Annotated in this window: 18 protein-coding genes; 6 read left to right on the forward strand and 12 right to left on the reverse strand. The window is 61.4% G+C overall.

What is annotated here, in order from left to right:
- Positions 1–49 precede the first annotated feature (49 nt).
- On the reverse strand, positions 50–1,396 hold the full coding sequence (locus tag RHE_RS22710) for an extracellular solute-binding protein (protein ID WP_011427603.1): 1,347 nt from the start codon (positions 1,394–1,396) through the stop codon (positions 50–52).
- 247 nt (positions 1,397–1,643) lie between these two features.
- Here RHE_RS22710 and RHE_RS22715 point away from each other — a divergent pair, with 247 nt between their 5' ends.
- Both RHE_RS22715 and RHE_RS22720 read left to right on the forward strand, forming a co-directional pair.
- Positions 1,644–2,102, forward strand: coding sequence for a YbaK/EbsC family protein (locus RHE_RS22715; protein WP_011427604.1), 459 nt, complete (start codon positions 1,644–1,646; stop codon positions 2,100–2,102).
- 84 nt (positions 2,103–2,186) lie between these two features.
- The gene (locus tag RHE_RS22720; protein ID WP_011427605.1) at positions 2,187–3,200 is read left to right on the forward strand and encodes a Tim44 domain-containing protein; all 1,014 of its coding nucleotides are present in this window, start codon (positions 2,187–2,189) and stop codon (positions 3,198–3,200) included.
- A 6-nt stretch (positions 3,201–3,206) separates the two neighbouring features.
- Here RHE_RS22720 and RHE_RS33030 read toward each other — a convergent pair.
- Positions 3,207–4,155, reverse strand: a protein-coding gene (locus tag RHE_RS33030; protein WP_086005013.1) for an IS630-like element ISRel6 family transposase whose coding sequence is annotated in 2 segments (ribosomal slippage) — positions 3,207–3,818 and positions 3,820–4,155 — 948 coding nt in all. Because the reading frame shifts where the segments join, the coding sequence is not laid out codon by codon here.
- A gap of 144 nt (positions 4,156–4,299) precedes the next feature.
- A complete protein-coding gene (locus RHE_RS22735; protein WP_011427606.1) occupies positions 4,300–5,331 on the reverse strand; it encodes a hydroxyacid dehydrogenase in 1,032 nt (343 codons plus the stop codon).
- Between the two features lie 343 nt (positions 5,332–5,674).
- Between RHE_RS22735 and RHE_RS22740 the strand changes: the two genes are divergently transcribed.
- Positions 5,675–6,274, forward strand: coding sequence for a HupE/UreJ family protein (locus tag RHE_RS22740; protein WP_020922744.1), 600 nt, complete (start codon positions 5,675–5,677; stop codon positions 6,272–6,274).
- 142 nt (positions 6,275–6,416) lie between these two features.
- Here the strand turns inward: RHE_RS22740 and RHE_RS22745 are convergent, their stop codons facing one another.
- The 5 genes from RHE_RS22745 to RHE_RS22765 all read right to left on the reverse strand — a co-directional run bounded on the left by RHE_RS22745 (position 6,417) and on the right by RHE_RS22765 (position 12,609).
- The gene (locus RHE_RS22745; RefSeq protein ID WP_011427608.1) at positions 6,417–8,420 is read right to left on the reverse strand and encodes an aldo/keto reductase; all 2,004 of its coding nucleotides are present in this window, start codon (positions 8,418–8,420) and stop codon (positions 6,417–6,419) included.
- 35 nt (positions 8,421–8,455) lie between these two features.
- On the reverse strand, positions 8,456–9,538 hold the full coding sequence (locus RHE_RS22750) for an ABC transporter ATP-binding protein (RefSeq protein WP_011427609.1): 1,083 nt from the start codon (positions 9,536–9,538) through the stop codon (positions 8,456–8,458).
- Positions 9,539–9,553: 15 nt separating this feature from the next.
- Positions 9,554–10,390 carry a carbohydrate ABC transporter permease gene (locus tag RHE_RS22755; RefSeq protein WP_011427610.1) on the reverse strand — a complete coding sequence of 279 codons (837 nt, stop codon included), beginning with the start codon at positions 10,388–10,390 and terminating at the stop codon, positions 9,554–9,556.
- A complete protein-coding gene (locus tag RHE_RS22760; protein WP_011427611.1) occupies positions 10,387–11,247 on the reverse strand; it encodes a carbohydrate ABC transporter permease in 861 nt (286 codons plus the stop codon). Before RHE_RS22760 ends, RHE_RS22755 begins: the two co-directional genes overlap by 4 nt.
- A gap of 87 nt (positions 11,248–11,334) precedes the next feature.
- Positions 11,335–12,609 (reverse strand): extracellular solute-binding protein, encoded by a 1,275-nt coding sequence (locus RHE_RS22765; RefSeq protein WP_011427612.1) that lies wholly within the window; start codon positions 12,607–12,609, stop codon positions 11,335–11,337.
- An 86-nt stretch (positions 12,610–12,695) separates the two neighbouring features.
- On the opposite strand from RHE_RS22765, the gene RHE_RS22770 reads away from it, so the two are divergent.
- Positions 12,696–13,616 carry a helix-turn-helix domain-containing protein gene (locus RHE_RS22770; protein WP_041678940.1) on the forward strand — a complete coding sequence of 307 codons (921 nt, stop codon included), beginning with the start codon at positions 12,696–12,698 and terminating at the stop codon, positions 13,614–13,616.
- Here the strand turns inward: RHE_RS22770 and RHE_RS22775 are convergent.
- The gene (locus RHE_RS22775; RefSeq protein ID WP_042119686.1) at positions 13,613–14,053 is read right to left on the reverse strand and encodes a VOC family protein; all 441 of its coding nucleotides are present in this window, start codon (positions 14,051–14,053) and stop codon (positions 13,613–13,615) included. The two genes, RHE_RS22770 and RHE_RS22775, sit on opposite strands and share 4 nt — an antisense overlap.
- A 154-nt stretch (positions 14,054–14,207) precedes the next feature.
- Between RHE_RS22775 and RHE_RS22780 the strand changes: the two genes are divergently transcribed.
- Positions 14,208–14,717 (forward strand): GNAT family N-acetyltransferase, encoded by a 510-nt coding sequence (locus tag RHE_RS22780; protein WP_011427615.1) that lies wholly within the window; start codon positions 14,208–14,210, stop codon positions 14,715–14,717.
- Positions 14,718–14,807: 90 nt separating this feature from the next.
- On the opposite strand, the gene RHE_RS22785 is transcribed toward RHE_RS22780, so the two are convergent.
- Both RHE_RS22785 and RHE_RS22790 read right to left on the reverse strand, forming a co-directional pair.
- Positions 14,808–15,875 carry a Gfo/Idh/MocA family protein gene (locus RHE_RS22785; protein ID WP_011427616.1) on the reverse strand — a complete coding sequence of 356 codons (1,068 nt, stop codon included), beginning with the start codon at positions 15,873–15,875 and terminating at the stop codon, positions 14,808–14,810.
- A 10-nt stretch (positions 15,876–15,885) separates the two neighbouring features.
- Entirely contained in the window at positions 15,886–16,896 is a 1,011-nt protein-coding gene (locus RHE_RS22790) for a Gfo/Idh/MocA family protein (RefSeq protein ID WP_011427617.1), read from the reverse strand.
- A gap of 359 nt (positions 16,897–17,255) precedes the next feature.
- Here RHE_RS22790 and RHE_RS22795 point away from each other — a divergent pair, with 359 nt between their 5' ends.
- Positions 17,256–18,416 (forward strand): fumarylacetoacetate hydrolase family protein, encoded by a 1,161-nt coding sequence (locus RHE_RS22795; protein WP_011427618.1) that lies wholly within the window; start codon positions 17,256–17,258, stop codon positions 18,414–18,416.
- A 46-nt stretch (positions 18,417–18,462) separates the two neighbouring features.
- On the opposite strand, the gene scpA is transcribed toward RHE_RS22795, so the two are convergent.
- Complete coding sequence (gene scpA, locus RHE_RS22800; RefSeq protein WP_011427619.1) at positions 18,463–20,601, reverse strand: methylmalonyl-CoA mutase; 2,139 nt, start codon at positions 20,599–20,601, stop codon at positions 18,463–18,465.
- Positions 20,602–20,729: the final 128 nt, after the last annotated feature.

Consider the following 20,729-nt stretch of genomic DNA (forward strand, 5'->3'; position numbering starts at 1 on the left):
GGGATCGATCGGGCGGCGGATCGCCGCCGCCCGGAGGGACGCTTCGATCTTAGCGGATGACGATCTTGTCGCCGAGCGTGCTTTTCAGCTCGCTTTCGGCATCGCCGATGGCGGCGTCGACGGTCTTGGCGCCGGTCCAGGAAGCTTCGAGGTTCTTCCACATGATGTTCCAGTAGGTGCCGAAATCGGAATTGTTCGGCATCGCATTGGCATGCGGCAGCAGGCGTTCGGTGGCTTCGCGGGTCCAGCGGTCAGCCGAGTAAAAATCGACTTCGGACTCCGCCTCCGAGATGCCGAGATGGGCTGATTTGACCGCATGCAACGCATTGATGCGCGGCTCGGAGGCGATCGTGATCAGCTGGGCGGCGATATCGGTTTCTTCCTTGTCGTGACCTGCCGTCAGGAGATAGACGAGCGGATGCGTCAGCGTGTTGGCCTTGCCGCCTTCGCCGGCCGGGATGAGCGTGAAGATCACGTTGCCGAAGAAATCCGTTAGCCCCTCCTGATTGACGAGGCGGGCATAGTGCCACGTGCCGCCGTCCCAGATGCCGGCCTTGCCGGTGGCGACTTCCTTCCACCACTGGTCGCCCGGCATGCCGATGTGGTTCTTCTTGGTGACGCCTGATTTAACGGCGTCGGCGAAGAACTGGTAGGTGCGGGTCATCGCGGCCTTGTCGAAGACAAGCTTGCCGCCTTCTTCCATCGTGCCGCCGAAGCTGGTGTAGAACTGCCAGTAATCCGGGCCGTTGCTGGTGCGCGGATAAAAGCCGTAGCCGGGCTGGACGAGGCCCCTGTCCTGCATCTTCTTGGCGTCTTCGAGCAGGTTCTTCATCGTATACTTGCCGTCCTGCACGTTCTGCGGCAGGGCGTCGAGATCGGCGTCGCTGTAGCCGATCGCCTTCATGTAAGGCTTCCAGAAGAACATCGGCCGGGATTCGGCATCCTGCGGGATGCCGTAGACGGTGCCGTTGTAGGAGGCGATCTTCAGAAGATTTTCGTAGATGCCGTTGAGCGGCCAGGAATCGAGGTCGACATAATCTTCGATCGGAACGATCAGGCCGGACTGCGACCAGGGCGCGATGTCTTCGTGGCCGCTGACGACGATGTTCGGGGCGGTCTTGGCTTCCGCCGCAAGGGTCAAGGCCTGTTTGAAGTCTTCCCAGGCGCTATAGGGCTTCTTCTCGACGGTGATTTTCAGATCTTCGCCCTTGAGGGCGGCTTCGCGCTGCAGCTGCTGGGCTGCGATCTCAATGGCGTCGAGACGATAGGTATCGTTCGGGCCGGTGCCGCCGGCCCAGACGCTAATGGTGACGTCTTTGGCGAGAGCAAATGCGGAGGTCGAGGCCAGGATGGCGGCCGCGATCGTAAGGGACTTCAATGTCGGCAAAATGGTCATCTTCTTCATCTCCCCAGAAGAGCAGTGTGAGGCCTCTTTGACGGGTCATCACTGGTGTTGACGACCGCTTCGAAACCCGCGAAAACGTGACAAGTCCCGCTCTATGGGCTGAACGTAACGGCCGAATGACAAATTTGAGCACGTGTGCAAAATTATTATGACGATGTGCGCGGCACTTGCAAGCGGCGGTGTTCGGCGGGCATCTTTTATGCTTCAAATTGCGCCTTTCCTGGTCTAGCATCGCCTCATGAGCCTTGAATCCGTCCGCGCCTTCCTCCGTGCTCACGCACCCGATGTTGAAATCATCGAAACCGCCGAGAGCTCCTCGACCGTGACGCTTGCCGCCGAAGCCCATGGCGTCGAGCCCGCTCAGATCGCCAAGACGATCTGCCTGCGCGTCGGCGAGCAGATGATGCTGGTCGTCGCCGGCGGTACAGCGCGGCTCGACAATCGCAAGTTCAAGGACACTTTCGGCGCCAAGGGGCGCATGCTCGATGCCGAAGAGGTCGTGGCGGTGACCAGCCATCCCGTCGGCGGTGTCTGCCCGTTCGGCCTGCCCTCGCCACTGCCCATTTATTGCGATGTTTCGCTGAAACGCTTCGAAGAAGTGGTGCCGGCGGCCGGCTCGACCAATTCGGCCGTGCGCATCGCCACAGGACGGCTTGCCGAGTTGACCGGCGCCAGCTGGGTCGATGTCTGCCAGTAAAGCGGCCGAAGAACTTCAAACGCCGGAAAGAGTACCTATATTCTATCCCGACATGCCGTGAGTGCGCATGACAGGGAGACCAGAATGCCGAGTGCCGTTTCGCGTTTTGCCAGGATCGCAGCCATTGCCGTACTGACGAGCGCTACCGTTTTTGCCACGATCAGCGATGCCGATGCGCGCCGCGCCGGCGGCTTCGGCGGGTTCGGAAGCCGTGGCACCCGTACTTTCAGCGCGCCTCCGGTTACCCGCACAGCACCTGCCCCGGCTGCCCCCATTGAACGCTCGATGACGCCGCGGCCGCAGACGACCGCACCCTATAATACCCAGCAGCCCGGCTACGCCCAGCAGCGCTCCGGCTTCTTCAACGGCTTCGGCCGATCGATGATCGGAGGCCTGATCGCCGGCGGTCTTCTCGGCATGCTGCTCGGCCACGGTTTCGGCGGCGGCTTCGGCTTCTTCGGTATGTTGCTGCAGATCGCCCTGATCGGGGGCGCCGTCATGCTCGCCATGCGCTATTTCGCCAACCGCCGCCAGCCTTCTTACGGCGCCGGCGGCCAGAGCCGGTCCTACGGCCAGTCCTTCAACATGGCGCCCACGAACCATTCGTCGTTTCATATCCCGGCGATCGGCTCGGGCGCCGGTTACGGCGGACAGTCACGCGGCAATCGCCCGAGCGACGAGATCGGACTGACCCAGGCTGATCTCGACCAGTTTGAGGAGTTGTTGACGAGCGTGCAGACCGCTTACGGCGCCGAAGACTACGGCACGTTGCGCCGGCTGACGACGCCTGAGGCAATGTCCTACCTTGCCGAAGAACTGGGAGAAAACGCCACCAATGGCGTGCGCAACCGTGTCTCCGACGTCAAGCTGCTGCAGGGCGATATTGCCGAGGCTTGGCGCGAGAACGGCCAGGAATATGCGACGCTCGCCATGCGCTATTCCTCGATCGATGCGATGGTTGAACGCGATAGCGGTCGCGTCGTCTCCGGCGACGACCGCCGTCCGAGCGAAAGCACCGAGATCTGGACGTTCGTGCGCAAGTCCGGCGCGGACTGGAAGCTCGCTGCGATCCAGGGCACGGGCCAGCGTGCCGCCTAGAGCCTTTCATGTTTTGACGGAAGCGTAGCCAGCATTTGAGAAGTAGTTGGCGCATTCCTCTGGCTTGATAGTGTCGGCGAGTATGCCCAGATGGCGCCAGGTTTCCTCGATGGTTCGCTTTTGGGCCTGGCGCATCCAGTGCTTGATCTTGGCGAAGGCCTGCTCGATCGGGTTAAGGTCGGGGGAATATTTCGGCAGGAACCAGAGCCTGGCGCCGACGGCCCTGATGGCATCGCGGATGGCCTTGGCTTTGTGAGAGCCGAGATTATCGAGGATGACGATGTCGCCAGGTTTGAGGGTCGGGATCAACTGCTGGCGGACATAGGCGTGAAAGCATTCGCCATTGATGGGACCGTCGAAGACGCAGGGTGCAGTGAGCTTGTCGCAGCGTAGGGCGCCGAGGAAGGTGAGGGTGCGCCAGCGGCCATGCGGGGCAAAGCCGCGTAATCTTTTGCCCCTCGGCCCCCAGCCGCGTAACGGCGCCATGTTGGTGCGGATCCAGGTCTCGTCAATAAAGACGAGCCGCTTCGGATCGAAGCGGTCTTGCCAGGCTTTCCAGCGGGCTCTGCGGCGGGCAATGTCGGCGCGGCCCTGCTCAAGGGCGAACAGCGTTTTTTTTAAAGCTCAAGCCCTCGCGGCGCATGAACTGCCAGATGGCATTGTGGGAGACGCTCACACCGCGGGCGGCTAACTCATCCTTCAGCCGATGTAGCGTCAGATGTGATGTCTGCTCGATCTGCTCGACAATGAAGGCGCGGTGCGGCTCCAGCACACGTCGGCGATGGCCGCCCATCTTACCGGGCGACACACTACCGGTGGCCCGATAACGCTGCGACCACTTCACCACGGATGAGATAGCTATGTTGAACCGCTCCGCCACCACCCGGCAGCTCTGACCGTCCACAACCGCTGCAATGACTCGCTCGCGAAGATCATTCGAATAGGGTCGCGTCATGGATGCTGGCCTCCATTCCAGCATCCATCATGAATCACAAATCTGCTGATTTGGGAATCCCGCACCGATTCCGATAAGAAATGATCCGCTCTAAGGAAGCCAGCCTTTATAGATGCCGCCAAACAGTTAGTTCGGGCGGCATTTTCAATTCACCGCGACCGGCTTGGAGCGCATGCGGGAGACCGTCTCGCGCTCCGCCCGCTTGCAGCGCATCGGCGGCAGGCCGCGATCCATCAGGTCCATGTCCTCGAGCACCATATCGCCCATCTTCTTGAAGGCGCTGTCGAGCGCACCGGCCCGGTGTGCCGAGCGGATGAAGCCTTTCAGGCTGCGTACCGGATGATCAAGCGGCAGCGGCTCCTCAGGGTAGACGTCGCTTGCGGCGACGATATGGCCTGACGAAACGGCCGCCATCAATGCGTCGAAATCGACGACGTCGGCGCGGCTGAGCAGGATGAAGGCCGCGCCCCTGCGCATGCTGGAAAAGGCCTCGGCGCCGAGAAATCGCTTATTTTCGCTGGTGACGGCTGCGACGACAAAGATGAAATCGCTCTTCGTCAGGACATCCTCCAGGCTTGCCGGTTCGACGCCGTTTTCCTCGAGCATTGAGCGGGGCAGCCAGGGATCGAACACTCTGATGCGCGCCCTGAAGCCGGACAGAACCCGGCGCAGGGCCTTGCCGAGATCGCCGAAGCCGACGATGCCGATCTCCGAGCCGGCGATCAGCCGGGCGCTGGCATTGCCCTCCCCTCCCCAGAGTTCGGTGCCCTCTTGGAAAGCGATATCCGCATCGACGATGCCCCGCGCAAGCGCCAGCGCGAAGCCGAGGCCGATTTCGGCGACCGGCTCTGCAAAGACCTGCCCTGTCGTGACGACATGAATGCCGCGCTGGAAAAGCACCTCGTAGGGCATGTTGTTCAAGAGATTGCTCTCGACGTTTAGGATCGAGCGCAAGGCAGGCATCCTGGCCAGCGTTTCGGCTGAGAGCGGCGGCTGTCCAATGATGTATCGCGCCCTGCCGAGGATATCGTCGCCAAGCCCGGCGATATTTTCGGGATCGGCTTCGACAATCTCGTATTTCGAATGCAGTGCGGCGCGCGCTTCATCGCTGAAGATCAGATCGAGCGAGCGCGGCTCGGGCGCGCTGATTGCCAGCGGCCGTTCAGTGTTCGTCATGGGGCTCTCCTCCATAGGGCGCTTGCATCGCCGCGGCTGGATGATTGATAGCCGTTGCGCAGGCGCGTTTCCAGTTCGCAGGCGTCCGTCGCCTAAAATCAGAAACAATGTTCGAATGATGCGAGGGTTCAAGCTCATAACAGCGTCCGTTGCGCGTCACGAGAGAGACGCGCTGTCGAGGAAGCGCCGTCGCTATCAAAAGCGGCATCTGCCTATCTGATAAGCATTTGAATTGCCTAGGTCTTTTCGTTGACGGCGAAAACGCTTTGCACTAGCTTGGTATGCGCGGCCCGAACCGGTGTTCGGCGACCGCAGGATATTCGATAACTCTAGGGATCAAGCCATGAAATCAGCACTCAAGAGCGGCCTGCTTGCTTTGGCTGTCGCGGCGCTACCAGCCGTCGCCTCCGCCCACCCCGCCATTGGCGAAGCGGCCGGATTCAGTCATGGTTTCGTCCATCCGATCTCCGGCCTTGATCATGTCCTCGCCATGGTGATGGTCGGCGTCTTTGCATGTCAGCTCGGCGCCCGCGCCACTTGGCTGGTGCCGGCGACCTTCGTCCTGGTGATGGCGCTCGGCGGCGCCCTTGGCATTGCCGGCGTGAATGTCCCCTTTGTCGAAGCCGGTATTGCGCTTTCCGTCGTCGTCCTCGGTGCCGTCGTCGCGCTTAACGTTAAGGCGCCACTCGCCGCATCACTTGGCCTCATCGGGCTCTTCGCCATCTTCCACGGCCATGCGCATGGCGCCGAAATGCCGGAGGATGCTGCTGGCGCGGCCTATGCTGCCGGTTTCATGATCGCGACGGCGCTGCTGCATGCCGCCGGCCTCGGTCTCGGCTACGTCGTCGGCCGCGCCGGCGGACGTAATGGCGTCTTCCTGACGCGCACGGCTGGCGGCATTGCCACTGTCGCAGGCATCGGCATCCTGGCCGGCTTGCTCTGAGCCTGATGGCTTTAGGTCACCTTTGGCCGCCGTAATTGTCCCGGTCCAACAACAACGTCCGGTATGCTCAAGGCATAAGGCTTCGGTGCCACTGAAATGAAGAGGAAAGGGGCGCGGTCTGATCCGCGCCCCTCCTTTTTCATCAGCCTTCCAGCCACTTCACCTCGTCGGGCGTCAGCCGGATGTCCAGCGCAGAGAGGCTGTCTTCCAGTTCGGCGACGGTGCGCGGCCCGATCAGCGGAATGACCGGGAAAGGCTGGGCGATCACATAGGCAAGCGCGATGTGGATCGGGTTGCGGCCGAGCTTGTTGGCGAGCTCGATGGCGCGGTCGCGGCGTCCGAAATTGCGCTCGGAATACCAGACGCGCACGATCTCCTCATCGTCCCGCTTGTCGCGGCCGGCGCGGTCGGTAAAGAAGCCGCGCCCCTGGCTGGACCAGGCGAAATTCGGGATCTGCTTCTCGTTCAGCCACTTCTTCCAGTCGTCGTCGGAGGCGGCGACGCAGCCGGCCCAGATCGGATCGAGCATCTCGGCGAGCGAGAAGTTGTTGGAGAGTGCCGCCGGCGCCGTCTTGCCGTTCTTTTCGGCATAGGCGATCGCCTCATCGAACCGCGCCCGCGTCCAGTTTGAGCCGCCGAAGATGCCGCGGATACGCCCGCGTTTGACTTCGGCATCCATCGCATCGACGAACTCGCCGACCGGTACGTCGGTATTGTCGCGATGCATGAAATAGATGTCGACATAGTCGGTCTTCAGTCGGGCGAGCGACTGATCGAGCTGCTTGGCGATCATATCGGGATAGCAGAGCGGTGAATGCGCGCCCTTGCCGATCAGCACGATCTCCTCGCGCGGTACATTGCGGCTCGTATGCCAGTCGCCGAAGATCGCTTCCGTCTTGCCGGCGCCGTACACATAGGCCGTGTCGAAGGCATTGCCGCCGGCCTCGTAGAAAGCGTCGAGCGTCAGCGAGGCGGCGGCGAAATTCGGGAAGAACTCGAAGCCGAGCGTGACGACTGACGCCGGCTTGGAGATGCCGGGAATCTGGCGCTGCCGAATGCTGTTGCCGCGTGTAACCGCGCCGCCGGCAATGTTGTTGGTGCGCTTCGCCGCCTTCTCAACGCCGTATTCGAGGCCGACTGAGGCGCGCCACTGGTCGAGCACCCGCAGGTTTGCGATCGAATCCGTCCAGCCCATGCCGGGAGCGCTGAACTCGGTTCTGCCGGCGCGGATGGCATCGCCCGCCGCATCGGCTTCGAATGAATAGAGCCAGCGCTCTTCCTTGACCTCGATCGTCTCCTGCTTTCCGCCCTTGAAAATCTCGATCTTGCCGACGCCGCCCTTGTGGCCGGAGGCGAACCAGAAGTCGGCGACCTCGATCCGGCCCTCGGAGCCGATGATGCGCAGCACGTTGTCCTGCTGGGCCATGATCGAGCAGGAAACTTCGGCGATGATCTCGTTAGGGAATTTGAGCACGGCGGACGCCCATTCGTCGACGCCGCTCTCTCCGAGATGGGCGACGCCTGAAACCTTCTCCGGGTCGAGGAAGGCTTTGCCCTCGGCCGCGCCCGCGATCAGCCGCGCCATCGAGACCGGGTAGCCGCCGACATCGAGGATGCCGCCGCCGGCAGTATCATTGGCGAACAGCCGGTGCTCCGGTCTGTAGCTGCCCATATTGAAGCCGAAGCTCGAGCGAATGATGCGCAGCGTGCCGATGACGCCGCTCTTGATGAGCTCGACCAGCTTTTCCGTCTGCGGATGCACGCGGTACATGAAGGCCTCGCCGGCGAAGACGCCGGCCTTCTTGGCTTCGTAATAAACCGCTTCAGCATCATAGGCTGAAAGGGCGATCGGTTTTTCCACCAGGATATGCTTGCCGGCGCGGGCGGCCTTGATCGCCCATTCGGCATGGCCGGTATGTGGCACAGATATATAGACCGCATCAACCTCGGGGTCCGACAGCAGCGCCTCATAGCCGTTGACGATGCGGGCGCCGGGGAAGTTTTCGGCAAGTCCCGGCTTGGAAGGATTGCGGGTGGCGATTGCCACCAGCTTGCCGGTGCGCGAATGGGCGACGCCGTCGGCAAAGGTGCGGGCGATGGTGCCGGGGCCGATGATGCCCCAGCGGATCGGTTGATCGGAAGTCATGGAAACCTCTTTCGTCTTTCTGCCTTGGGAGGGGTTTAGCGAAGCCGTTTACCGGCGCCGTCGAAAAGGAATGTGTGGCGTGCGGGAAGGCCGACGGTCAGCGTCTCGCGATTGCCCGCGGTGCGCGATTCCGGCCGCTCTATGATCAGCTGCTCGCTGCCGATGGCGGCATAGATGTAGCTGGTATTGCCGAGATGCTCGGCGACGTCGATGGCGACGGTGAGATCGGCATCGCCCGCCCCTGCATCAGCGAAATGTTCGGGACGGATGCCGAGCGTCACCTTGGTGCCGGCTTCGACCGGTTCGGCGATGGGCAGCGGCAGGCGCGTCTCCGGGTTGCTTTCCAGCGCGATCACCGCCCTGCCCGGCTGCGCTTCGACCACCATGGCCTTCAGGAAATTCATCTTCGGCGAGCCGACGAAACCGGCGACGAACTGATTGGCGGGATCGTCGTAAAGATCGAGCGGCGCACCGATCTGCTCGATATTGCCGGCGCGCAGCACGACGATCCGGTCGGCCAGCGTCATCGCTTCCGTCTGGTCGTGGGTGACGTAGATCATCGTCGTGCCGAGCTGCTTGTGCAGCCTCGAAATCTCGACCCGCATCTGCACGCGCAGTTCCGCGTCGAGGTTCGACAAAGGCTCGTCGAACAGGAAGACCTCGGGTTCACGCACGATCGCGCGGCCGATCGCGACGCGCTGGCGCTGGCCGCCGGAAAGCTGCTTCGGCCGCCGCTTCATCAGTTCGGTGATCTGCAGGATGTCGGCGACATGACGCACGCGCCGCTCGGTATCGGTCTTCGGATTGCCGTTCATGCGCAGGCCGAAGCTCAAGTTCTCCTCGACGGTGAGGTGCGGATAGAGCGCATAGGACTGGAAGACCATGGCGATGCCGCGATCGGCGGGTTCGACGTCGTTGACGACCCTGCCGCCGATCCGAAGTTCGCCTGAGGTGATATCCTCGAGACCCGCGATCATGCGCAAGAGCGTGGACTTGCCGCAGCCGGAGGGGCCGACGAAGACGACGAATTCGCCGTCCTTCACCTCCAGATTGGCGCCGTGGATGATCTCGAAGCCGCCGAAGCGCTTGACGATATTGCTGAGTGAAAGCTCTGCCATGCAGCCCCTCCCCGATTACTTGATTGCGCCGGCGGCGATGCCGGCGATGAAATGGCGCTGCAGCATGACGAACACGACAAGGATCGGCGCCGTCAGCAGCACTGCGCCTGCCATGATTCCGCCCCAGGACACCTTGGTCAGGCCGATCAGTGTTCCCAATGCCACCGGCGCGGTCATCATCCCCGGTCTGGAATTGATCAGCAGCGGCCAGAGGTAATTGTTCCACGAGTGCAGGAAGAGAATGATCGCCAGTGCCGCCATCGTCGGGCGCGCCAGCGGCAGGGCGATGCGCAGGAAGATCTGCCATTCCTTGACGCCCTCGACCCGGGCCGCATCGAACAGCTCACCCGGCATCATCGAGAAAGATTGCCGCATGAACAGCACGCCGAGCGAATTGAACAGCGGCGGCACGATCAGCGCAATCCAAGTGTTGGCCAGCTTGAATTCGCGCGCCACCATGATGAATTGCGGAATGACGACCACGGAAAAAGGCAGTGTGATCGTGCCGAGGATGATGGCGATGACGACGGAGCGGCCGACGAAACGGTAACGCGCCAGCGCCCAGCCGGCCATCGAGGTCAACAGCACCGAGAGGATGGTGTAGATGATCGCGACGCCGACGGAGATCACCATCGCGCCGATGAAATCGGTATCGGCCTGCAGGTTCTGGAAATTTGCGACGAAGTTGGTCGACGGCCAGAGCACGATCTCGGGGCTGAAGATGCCGTTATCAGGCATGGTCGAGAAGACGAACATCATCCAGAGCGGAAACAGCCAAATGAGCGCCAGCGGCGCCAGCACGGCGTGCAGCGCGATCTGGCGGGCGAGAAGGGATTGCGACTTGGATCTCATTTCGGTTCCCTCCCGAGCCAGAGATTGAGAAGCGAGATCACGACGGCGAGGGCGGCCATCGTATAGGCGATCGCCGAGGCATAACCGAAGTTCAGCGCAGTGAAGCCCTGGCGATAAAGGAAGAGGCCAAGTGTTTCCGTGCCGCCGCCGGGGCCGCCGCGATTGGTGATGAGGAAGGGCTCGGTGAAGAGCTGCATGGTGCCGATCACCGAAAGCACCACACAGAAGAGGATGATCGGTTTCAACAGCGGTAGGGTGATATGAAAGAACTGCTGTACCTTGTTCACTCGGTCGAGAGTTGCTGCCTCGTAGACATCGTCGGGAATGGCCTGCAGGCCGGCGAGGATGATGATGGCGTTATAGCCGGCCCATCGCCATGTGACGGCGAGGATGATCACGGCCATCGCCGCATTGGCATTGTCGAACCAGGATATCGGGCTGAAACCGATGGCCGAAATCATCTTGTTGATGACGCCGAAATCGAGGCTGAACATCAGCCGGAATACGGCTGCGTAAGCGACCTCACCGACGACAACCGGCGCAAAGAAGGCGAAACGGAAAAGCGGACGCGCTTTCAGGAGCGGCGAATTGAGCAGCACGGCCATGACGGTCGCAAGCGCGATCATTACCGGCACCTGGATCACCAGGATGATCAGCGTGTTGTAAAGAGCGTTATAGAAGGCAGGGTCGTAGAAGAGCCGACCCCAATTGGACTGCAGACTGTATTTCCACGGGTTGATGCGGGTGTTTTGAAAGGAAATCAGGAACGAATTGATAATCGGCCAGACCCAGAAGGTGGCAAAGACCAGCAGATAGGGAGCGAGGAACGCATAGGCGCTCCGAGTTCTGAACGGCATTCAGCTTCCTCCAGACGAAACGAACGAATGACGGGCCGGCCCATGGCGGGCGGGATGCCGGGCGCCTGAAACGCCCGGCGTTGTCATTCATTGCGCGACCGGAAGTCCGGTTGCAGAAGCGATCTGCTTGGCGGCATCGTCGAGAGCCGCCTTCGCGTCGGGATAACCGCCGGCGAAGAACTTCGTTTGCGTCGCCCTGAAGATGCCTTCGGCATCGCTCTGGAAGGCGGTGCCGCGGCTCGGAACGATCTTCGGCAGCGTCGCCAGGATATCGGCCCAGACCTTCTGGCCGCCCCAATAGGACTGCGGCTCGTTGACGAAGGGGTCCTTCTCGGCCGAGAGCAGCGACGGAACCAGGCCGAATTCCTTCAGCATGGTGACCTGACCTTCATTGGTGCCGAGGGCGTAGTTGACGAATTTCCAGGCCGCTTCCTTGTTGGCCGATGTCGCCGAAATGGCAAGCGACGAACCGCCGAGATTGGCCGCGTGCGGGCCGTCGGCTGTCAGGCTCGGCATCCGGTAGACGCCCCATTTGCCCTTGAGGTCGGGAGAGGTCGAGCGCACGGTGCCCTCATACCAGCCGCCATACAGTTGGCTCGCAGCCTTGCCGGCGGTATTGGCCTGGATCTTTTCGTCCCAGTTGGCTGATGTCAGCGTGCCGGCATCCTTCATCTCCTTCACCTTCTGCAGGGCCGCGACGCAAGCCGGCTGGTTGATGGTGATGTTCTGGCCGTCGGTCGAGAAATAACCGCAGCCCTGCTCGTTGGCGATCATGCGGAACCATTCGCTGTCGCCGTTGAAGTCTGCCTGGGCCATGACCACGCCCGGATTGGCGGCAGAGATCTTCTTGCCGGCGGCGATGAAATCATCCCAGGTGCTGATCGTGCTCGGATCGACGCCGGCCTTTTCGTACATGTCGCGGCGGTAGAAGACAGCGACGGGACCGGAATCCCACGGCATGGCATAGGCGACATCGCCAACCTCAAGCTCGGTGCGCTTGAAATCGGGAAATTTTGCCTGGATATCGGCGGTGTAGCCGAGCTCCTTCAGATTGGCGAAGCAATCCGGGAAGCGGCTCCAGAAGATTTCAGCCTCGAAATTCTCGATGCTGACGATGTCGGGCAGGCCTTCGCCGCCCGCGGCACAGGCAGCCAGCGTCTTGTCGAAGACCTGGCTGTTTCCGAGGTCCTCCACGGTGATCTTGATATCGGGAAACTGCTTGTTGAAGCCGGGCAGCGTGGATTTCAATGCCGACGCGGCGACATTCCAGCTCCAGATGGTGAGATTGGCCGACTCAGCGAATGCGGAGCCGGAAGCGAGCAGTGCGACAGCTGCGGTCGCAGCGAGAAGTTTGAAGCGCATTGAAAATCCTCCCTTTTCAATTGCCGATCTTTCACGAACGCGGTTAGACTATCCGCAAAGGAGCGCCTGTCTCCTAAAAAGGGAACATAGATTTGGCGGAAAGTAAGATCGGCACGCGCGCAATCTACCGGCCCGGCGCCAGCAGCATTGAGGGTTCGCCGACGACGCTGCAGATGTTTCATGCCCATCCGCTCGTCATGGCCATGCCGCACTGGCATGCGCAGGTCGAGGTCAATTACGTGATGCGCGGCACTGTTCATTACCGGATGAGCGACCACGAATTCCGGCTGAACGCCGGCGAAATGTGCCTATTCTGGGGTGGGCAGCCGCATCAGATGGACGAATCCTCGGATGATTCGCTTTATGCCGGCGCCCATTTGCCCCTCATCTATTTCTTCCGACTGCGTCTGCCGATCAGCATTTCCAGCCGGCTGATGAAGGGCGAGACGCTGCTGACCTCGGCAACCGATGCTGCCGACAACGAAAATTTCGCGCGCTGGTTTCGCTATTCCAAGTCCGGCGATTCCGCCAAGGCCCAGCACGCCGTTGATGAATTGCTGCTGCGCATCGAGCGCATTGCGCTCGAACCCTATTCGATGACGACATCGAAGACGACGGTCAGCCTGGAAGGCGATCAGCCGCATCCGAATTCCTCGCGCAGCGTCGCGCGCATGTGCGATTTCATCGCCGCCAATTTCCTGCAGGACATCGATTCGGTCGACATCGCCCGCGCCGCCGATCTGCACCCGAAATATGCGATGAACCTGTTCAAGCGATCGACCGGCATGACGATCAGCAAATATGTGACGCTGCTCAGGCTATCGCGCGCCCAGGCGATGCTGATGAGCGAGGGCGCCAATGTGCTGCAGGTGGCGATGGACAGCGGCTTCGGCTCGATCAGCGCCTTCAACAAATCCTTCCGCCACATCGCCGGCATGTCGCCATCGGACTTCCGCCGGGATATCCGGCTGGTGACGACGGTGCCCGCCGGCGCCTTTCAGAACTAGCTGCGATCGGTTCCGGCCGATCGCAACGGGTCGACGCCAGACGACCGTTTCTCGGCAAGTTCGATCTGAATGCCATCGGGATCGCGCAGAAAGGCGACCTTGTGCAGAACTTCGGCATTGACAGCCAGGCGCGGCCGCTCCTTGATCTCGACGCCGGCCTGTTCCAGCCGGGCGAATGTCTCATCGACACTTTCGAACAGGAAGGTCAGATGGCGTAGGCCCGCCGTGCCCTCGGGAAGGTCGACCGCCCTCGCCGCCCCGCCGGCCGGCGCGACGATTTCGAGCATGCCGCCACCGGCATCGAGAAAGGCGATTCCAGAGCCGTCGGCCATCGTCTTGCGCAGGTGCAGGCGCAGGCCGAGCAGGCCGCAGTAAAAATCTATGGCACGATCCATGTCGCTGACCGTCATTCCGATATGTTCAAAGGATTTCAGCATATTTGCTTCTTTCGTTTCTGGGTGAGAACGGATCTCGGCGGCGCCTTGGAATTTTAGGGTTGAGCGGGTGGGCTGGAGGCCGCAGACGGGTAGTTGCTTGCTCTCTCGCAACGTCGCCGCTAGGTTGTAGTCGAAAGATGGAGCCACTATTGTGATGCATATTCGAAGAGCGGTATCCGCCGATGCGGAGGAGCTGTGCAGTCTGCTGAACGAAATTATCCTGGCCGGCGGAACAACCGCGCTCGAGACGCCGCTGACGGCTGCGGAATTCGCAGATTGGTTCATCGACGGCGAGTTTCCCCTTGTCTGCCATGTGGCGGAGCATGACCGGACGCTTGCCGGTTTTCAGTCGCTGAGCTTGTATGGCGATCCGCCGAAAGGTTATGCCGATATCGCAACATTCGCCCGCACGAGTCCGAAGATTTCCGGCGTCGGCAGCGCCCTTTTTCCAGCGACGCGGGCAGCAGCCGATGAACTCGGGCTCGAATTCATCAATGCGACCATTCGTGCCGACAATGTCGGCGGACTTGCCTATTACGCAAAGATGGGTTTCCAGCTCTATGACAGGCTTTTCCAGGTTCCGCTTCTGAATGGAACGCCCGTCGATCGGATCAAGAAACGGTTCAAGGTAGATGCCGGGCGTCGCCCGACATCTTCTCTTTGACTATGGCGACGACCTCGTCGGAATGATGCGATCGAGGCCTCGCCTGATCAGAACGCGTCTTCTCGCGGAGCCGGCAGCCGCGCGCTATTCCTACGGAAGCCAGGAGCGGTAGAGCGGGTGATCGGCGGCAATCGGCATCCGCGTCGGCTTGCCGGTGCGCTGCGAGAAATAGGCGGCTGTCACCAGCTCCAGTGAGTTGCGAGCATCCTGCAGCGTCACTGGCGGGTCCTTGCCCTCGATGATCGCCTTGTGGAAGAGCTCGAACTGGCGGGTATAGCCGTCCTCGCCCGGCACATAGGCGGCCAGCGCCTCGTCGATCCGCGCCTGGTGTTCCTCTGTTCCTGCCGTGAAGACCCAGGGATCGCGGCCCATCGTGTAGGGTTCGAGTATGCTTTCAGCAACGAGATCGCTGAAGCAGAAGCGCAGCCGCGAGATCTCCTTGCGTGAGCCGAGCGTCATCGACAGCGTCGCCAGCGAGCCGTTCTGCATCTTCACCGAAAGCGCCGCCGTATCCTCGACCTCGATCGGGTTGACCAGCGTCGCGCCATAGGAAAACACTTCCGCGCAGGGGCCGTGCACGTAGTTCAACATGTCGTGGGCGTGGATCGCATGGCCGAGAAGACCGCCGCCGAGCTCGCTCGCCCATTTGCCGCGCCACGGCACGGCGTAATAATCCGGCCCGCGCCACCAATGAGTCTCGATCGTCGTCAGGAACGGTTTGCCGGCCAGGCCGCTTTCGATCAGCAGCTTCAGTTTCTGCAGGCCGGAGCCGTAGCGATACTGGAAGATCGGCATCAGCTTTCTGCCGGGGAAACGAGCGAGGATGCGACCCATCTCGTCGACCTCGGCGATCGAGCCGAAGAGTGGCTTCTCGCAGATCACGTGCTTGCCGGATTCGATGCCCTTGCGGCACAGCTCGAAATGTGAGCTCGGCGGCGTGGAAATATCGATAATGTCGAGATCGTCGCGGGCAAACAGCGAATCCGCATCCTGCGTATATTCGCCGATGCCGAATTCCTCGCACAGCGCCTTGCCACGATCCTCATCAAGCGAGCAGAGTACGGGAACCTCAAAGAGATCCTTGTTCCAGCCGAAGCCGGTCAGATGCCGCGCAGCAATGCCTGCGCCGATGACGCCGACGCGCAATTTCCTGGTCATGCTATCCTCCTCAACGAGCGCCGATGCGCGCGGCTTTCGTCTGGGCTTCGAGCGAAAGGCGGCAGACTTCGAACACGTGATCCTGGGTCATCGCCGTCTGCGTGCGATTGCCGACATCGGCGGTGAAAGCATCGAAATAATCGAGCTTTTCCCCGCTGCAATCGATGTGGGTCATCTCCTTGCCGTTGACGAGGAAGAGGTGATCCTTGCCCGGCCGGCCGGCGATATCGATATATTTGCGCAGCTCTATATAACCCTCGGTGCCGAGGATGGTCAGGCGTCCGTCACCCCAGGTTGGCAGCGCTTCCGGCGTGAACCAGTCGACGCGGACGTAGCCTGCTGCCCTGTCGGAGCGCAGCAGCACTTCGCCGAAATCCTGAAAGGCCGGCTTTTCGGGCATGCCGAAGTTGCCGATCGAACTGGCGATGACTTCGCCTGCGGTCGAGCCGGTATAGAACAGGAACTGATCGACCTGATGGGAGGCAATATCGACGATGATGCCGCCGAAGGCTTCGGGATCGAAGAACCAATCGGGCCGGGTCGGCAGCTGCAGCCGGTGCGGACCGACGCCGAGCGTTTGGATGACCTTGCCGATCGCGCCTTCCTTTACCAGCTTGCCGGCCTTGACGGCGGAGCGCACGCAATGGCGCTCGGAAAAGCAGATGGAGAAGATCTTGCCGGTTTCGGCAACGGTGCGCTTGACCTCTTCGAGCTGCGCGAAGGTCGTCACACCCGGCTTGTCGGTCATCACGTCCTTGCCCGCTTTCATCGCGCGGATGGCGAGCCCCGCTCGGTCGCGGGGAATGGCGGAAATGCAGAGGACATCGATCGAGGGATCGTCGAACAGTTTCTCCCGGTCGATCTGCGGCGCATCGGGATAGGTCTTCTCAAGGGCTTCCCGCAACGCCGGCACGGAGGTCTGCGGGCAATAGCCGACGAACTCGCCGCCTGCGGCGAGCAGTCCCTTTACGTGATCGAACGTATGCCCATGGTCGATTCCGACGACGGCAAATCTCAACATCGCTGCAATATCCTCCCGGGATTTTCGTGCGGCCGACTGATGCCGGCATCCTCAATGTCGGCCAAAACAGATAACGAAAGCTCACTCCTGTCAAGGCGAGAAGAGCGGTGAAATCGCCCTGACTTCAGATTAAATACATGAAAAATAATGATTATTTTGTATCTAAATAGTTATTTTGCCGCATGTTTAGGGTTGGAGATCAGCCTTTCGATCCAATCGGGCGAAAGTCTTTTTCCCACGAATATCTTGCCCCGTCTCCATGAATGTGATCGATTTCGGCCGCCGCCTGGCTGGAGGGCGGCAACGACTTCGAAAAATTTCAAAGAGCGCTCGCCGCTTGCCTGTGACGGAGGATCACCATGTCTCATCCCCTTCTCGATGCCGCCGCTTCGGGTGGTCTTTTTGTCGGCCGCGTCTGGAACCCTGAGGCCGCCGGCCCAAGCATCGTGACGCTTCGCGAGGGAATGCTGATCGACATTACCTCGCGCGAGGCGCCGACGCTGAGCGCCTTGCTCGAAAACGAGGATGCGGCCGGCTTCGTCCGTGCCGCAACCGGCAAGGCGATCGGCTCGCTTGAGGAAATCGCTGCCAACAGCACCGGAACCCCGGATACGGCACGCCCCTATCTGCTTGCGCCGGCCGACCTCCAGGCGGTCAAGGCCTGCGGCGTCACCTTCGCCCAATCGATGATCGAGCGCGTCATCGAGGAGAAGGCGGCCGGCAGTCCCGATCGTGCCGCCTCGATCCGCGAGCGCGTCAGCGGGTTGATCGGCGGCAGTCTCACCAATCTCAAAGCCGGTTCGCCCGAGGCTGCCAAGGTCAAGCAGGCGCTGATCGACGAGGGCATGTGGTCGCAATATCTTGAAGTCGGCATCGGCCCCGATGCCGAGGTGTTCACCAAGGCGCCGGTGCTCTCTTCCGTCGGCTGGGGTGCCGACGTCGGCCTGCATCCGATCTCGACCTGGAACAATCCGGAGCCGGAAATCGTGCTCGCGGTCAACAGCCGCGGCGAGATCAAGGGCGCGACGCTCGGCAATGACGTCAACCTCCGCGATGTCGAAGGCCGCTCGGCACTCCTGCTCGGCAAGGCAAAGGACAACAATGCCTCCTGCTCGATCGGTCCGTTCGTCCGATTGTTCGATGCCGGTTATGGGCTGGATGAGGTGCGCAGGGCCGAACTCGCTCTAAAGGTAACCGGTCAGGACGGCTTCGTGCTGCATGGCAAGAGCTCGATGTCGCAGATCAGCCGCGACCCGACCGATCTCGTGAAACAGACGCTTGGCCCTCATCATCAATACCCCGATGGTTTCATGCTCTTTCTCGGTACGCTGTTTGCGCCGACGCAGGACCGTGACGCGGCAAAGCAAGGCTTCACACACAAGATCGGCGACGTCGTCGAGATTTCGTCGGCCGGGCTCGGAGCGCTCGTCAATACCGTACGCCTCTCCACCGAATGCCCGCCGTGGACTTTCGGCATATCGGCACTGATGCGCAACCTTGCGACGCGAGGGTTACTCTAAGCAAGGTGCGCAGCGGTTTGCTTCCGGCTGGCGCAGATTTTATGAACTATTGGTTTCGCCGTTTGCCCTCTAGCAGGTCGAGAACGGAGTTTGCCGCTTCCAGAACGTTCGTGCCCGGGCCGAACACGGCAGCAACGCCGTGTTCATGCAGGAATTCATAGTCCTGCCGTGGAATAACGCCGCCGCAGACGACGATAATATCGTCACCGCCCTTTTCCCTGAGCCTGTCGACCAACTGCGGCAGCAGCGTCCTGTGGCCTGCCGCGAGTGACGAGACACCGACGACATTGACCTTTCGATCAAGCGCTAACTCGACAGCCTCGTCAGGCGTCTGAAACAACGGACCGGCGAGCACGTCGAAGCCGATATCGCCGAAGGCCGAGGCGATCACCTTTGCCCCTCGGTCGTGCCCGTCCTGGCCGAGCTTGGCGACCATGATTTTCGGCCGGTATCCCATCGCTTCCGTCACCTCTGCCATACGCTGCCTCAGGACGGCAAGTTCCGGCTCGTTGTCATAGGCCTCCCCATAGACGCCCTTGATGACGGCAGGCGTGGCGGCATGATCGCCGAAGGCCCCGCGCATGGCATCCGAGATCTCGCCGACGGTGGCGCGCGCCCGTGCCGCCTCGATCGCTGCTTTCAAGAGGTTGCCGCTCCCGGTGCGCGCCACCTCTGCAAGGGCGGCCAGCGTCTCCCGCACGGCGCTGCCGTCGCGGCGTCGCTTCGTCTCCTCGATGCGGCGGATCTGCGCGGTGCGCACCGCGCTGTTGTCGATCTCCAAAATGTCGATCGGCTGTTCGTTATCGAGCCTGTAGCGATTGACCCCGACAATGACCTCCTCGCCCTTGTCGACGGCGGCCTGGCGTCGCGCCGCCGCTTCTTCGATCAGCCGCTTCGGCAAGCCTTCGTTGACAGCCTTTGTCATGCCGCCGAGTGCTTCCACCTCCTCGATCAGCGCCCAGGCCTTGTCGGCAAGTTCCTTCGTCAGGCTCTCGACGTAGTAGGAGCCGGCCAGCGGATCGACCACCTTGGTGACGCCGGTTTCATGCTGGAGGATCAGCTGGGTATTGCGGGCGATGCGAGCGGAGAATTCCGTCGGTAGCGCAATCGCTTCGTCGAAGGAATTGGTGTGCAGCGACTGCGTGCCGCCGAGCACGGCCGACATCGCCTCAAAGGCGGTGCGGATGATGTTGTTGTAGGGATCCTGCTCCTGCAAAGAGACGCCGGAGGTCTGGCAATGGGTGCGCAGCATCAGCGAGGATGCCTTCCTCGGCTGGAACTCTTCCATGATGCGGGTCCAGAGCAGCCGGGCGGCGCGCAGCTTTGCGGCCTCCATGAAGAAGTTCATGCCGATCGCAAAGAAGAAGGAGAGCCTGCCGGCGAAATCGTCGACATCGAGGCCTTTGGCGATTGCAGCCCTGACATATTCACGGCCGTCGGCCAGTGTGAAGGCAAGTTCCTGGACCAGTGTCGCTCCGGCCTCCTGCATGTGATAGCCGGAGATGGAGATCGAGTTGAATTTCGGCATCTCCTTTGCCGTGTACTCAATGATGTCGGCAACGATCCGCATTGAGGGTTCGGGCGGATAGATATAGGTGTTGCGGACCATGAACTCCTTGAGGATGTCGTTCTGAATGGTGCCGGAGAGTTCGGCCCTCGGCACACCTTGCTCTTCGCCGGCGACGATGAAGGAGGCGAGGATCGGAATGACGGCGCCGTTCATGGTCATTGAAACCGACATGTCCCCAAGCGGAATGCCATCGAACAGGATTTTCATGTCCTCGACGCTGTCGATCGCGACGCCCGCCTTGCCGACATCGCCTTCGACGCGGGGGTGGTCGCTGTCATAACCGCGATGGGTGGCAAGATCGAAGGCGACCGACAGGCCCTTCTGACCGGCGGCGAGGTTGCGACGATAAAAGGCGTTCGATTCCTCTGCTGTGGAGAAGCCGGCATATTGGCGAATCGTCCATGGCCGGCCGGCATACATCGTCGCGCGCGGTCCGCGGGTAAAGGGTGCGAAACCGGGCAGCGAGCCGAGATGTGCGGCGCCTTCGAGGTCCTCGGCGATATAGAGCGGCTTGACAGCGATCCCTTCCGGCGTCTGCCAGGTCAGTGTCTCGGGTGAGGCGCGCAGTTCCTTCTGCGCAAGCTCCGCCCAATCCGACAGCGTCTTTTTCGTCATGCGTTCCTCCGGCTGCTTCATCACCACCTTATCACTTCAGAGGTGGCTGATGCGATACGGCCTTAGGACAATTAACGCAGCAACCCATTCGCTGCCTGCCGTTCGCCCGTCGTACGCTTCCGGTCGAC

This window comes from Rhizobium etli CFN 42 (assembly GCF_000092045.1).
Classification (GTDB): domain Bacteria; phylum Pseudomonadota; class Alphaproteobacteria; order Rhizobiales; family Rhizobiaceae; genus Rhizobium; species Rhizobium etli.

Bases quoted from the DNA above. Each gene is read 5' to 3' on its own strand.
- RHE_RS22710 (WP_011427603.1), bottom strand. From the start codon at position 1,396: ATGACCATTTTGCCGACATTGAAGTCCCTTACGATCGCGGCCGCCATC.
- RHE_RS22715 (WP_011427604.1), top strand. From the start codon at position 1,644: ATGAGCCTTGAATCCGTCCGCGCCTTCCTCCGTGCTCACGCACCCGAT.
- RHE_RS22720 (WP_011427605.1), top strand. From the start codon at position 2,187: ATGCCGAGTGCCGTTTCGCGTTTTGCCAGGATCGCAGCCATTGCCGTA.
- RHE_RS22735 (WP_011427606.1), bottom strand. From the start codon at position 5,331: ATGACGAACACTGAACGGCCGCTGGCAATCAGCGCGCCCGAGCCGCGC.
- RHE_RS22740 (WP_020922744.1), top strand. From the start codon at position 5,675: ATGAAATCAGCACTCAAGAGCGGCCTGCTTGCTTTGGCTGTCGCGGCG.
- RHE_RS22745 (WP_011427608.1), bottom strand. From the start codon at position 8,420: ATGACTTCCGATCAACCGATCCGCTGGGGCATCATCGGCCCCGGCACC.
- RHE_RS22750 (WP_011427609.1), bottom strand. From the start codon at position 9,538: ATGGCAGAGCTTTCACTCAGCAATATCGTCAAGCGCTTCGGCGGCTTC.
- RHE_RS22755 (WP_011427610.1), bottom strand. From the start codon at position 10,390: ATGAGATCCAAGTCGCAATCCCTTCTCGCCCGCCAGATCGCGCTGCAC.
- RHE_RS22760 (WP_011427611.1), bottom strand. From the start codon at position 11,247: ATGCCGTTCAGAACTCGGAGCGCCTATGCGTTCCTCGCTCCCTATCTG.
- RHE_RS22765 (WP_011427612.1), bottom strand. From the start codon at position 12,609: ATGCGCTTCAAACTTCTCGCTGCGACCGCAGCTGTCGCACTGCTCGCT.
- RHE_RS22775 (WP_042119686.1), bottom strand. From the start codon at position 14,053: ATGCTGAAATCCTTTGAACATATCGGAATGACGGTCAGCGACATGGAT.
- RHE_RS22780 (WP_011427615.1), top strand. From the start codon at position 14,208: ATGCATATTCGAAGAGCGGTATCCGCCGATGCGGAGGAGCTGTGCAGT.
- RHE_RS22785 (WP_011427616.1), bottom strand. From the start codon at position 15,875: ATGACCAGGAAATTGCGCGTCGGCGTCATCGGCGCAGGCATTGCTGCG.
- RHE_RS22790 (WP_011427617.1), bottom strand. From the start codon at position 16,896: ATGTTGAGATTTGCCGTCGTCGGAATCGACCATGGGCATACGTTCGAT.
- RHE_RS22795 (WP_011427618.1), top strand. From the start codon at position 17,256: ATGTCTCATCCCCTTCTCGATGCCGCCGCTTCGGGTGGTCTTTTTGTC.
- scpA (WP_011427619.1), bottom strand. From the start codon at position 20,601: ATGACGAAAAAGACGCTGTCGGATTGGGCGGAGCTTGCGCAGAAGGAA.